The sequence below is a fragment of the Methylobacterium sp. D54C genome, assembly GCF_053345595.1.
Window position 1 is genome coordinate 1 of sequence record NZ_JBKFAK010000284.1, and the last position, 255, is coordinate 255.

Below are 255 nucleotides of genomic sequence, written 5' to 3' on the forward strand. Positions count from 1 at the left end.
GGGGAACTGAAACATCTCAGTACCCGGAGGAAAGGACATCAACGAGACTCCGTCAGTAGTGGCGAGCGAACGCGGATCAGGCCAGTGCCTGTGTTGAGTTTACCGGAACGGTCTGGAAAGGCCGGCAGGATGGGTGACAGCCCCGTACGGGACGGACGATACACAGGACTCGAGTAGGGCGGGACACGTGAAATCCTGTCTGAACATGGGGGGACCACCCTCCAAGCCTAAGTACTCCTCAGCGACCGATAGCGA

General features: G+C 58.8%; 1 rRNA gene. It reads left to right on the forward strand.

Annotated elements, in window-relative coordinates:
* Positions 1 to 255, forward strand: a 23S ribosomal RNA gene (locus ACLBYB_RS33545); the annotation flags it as partial.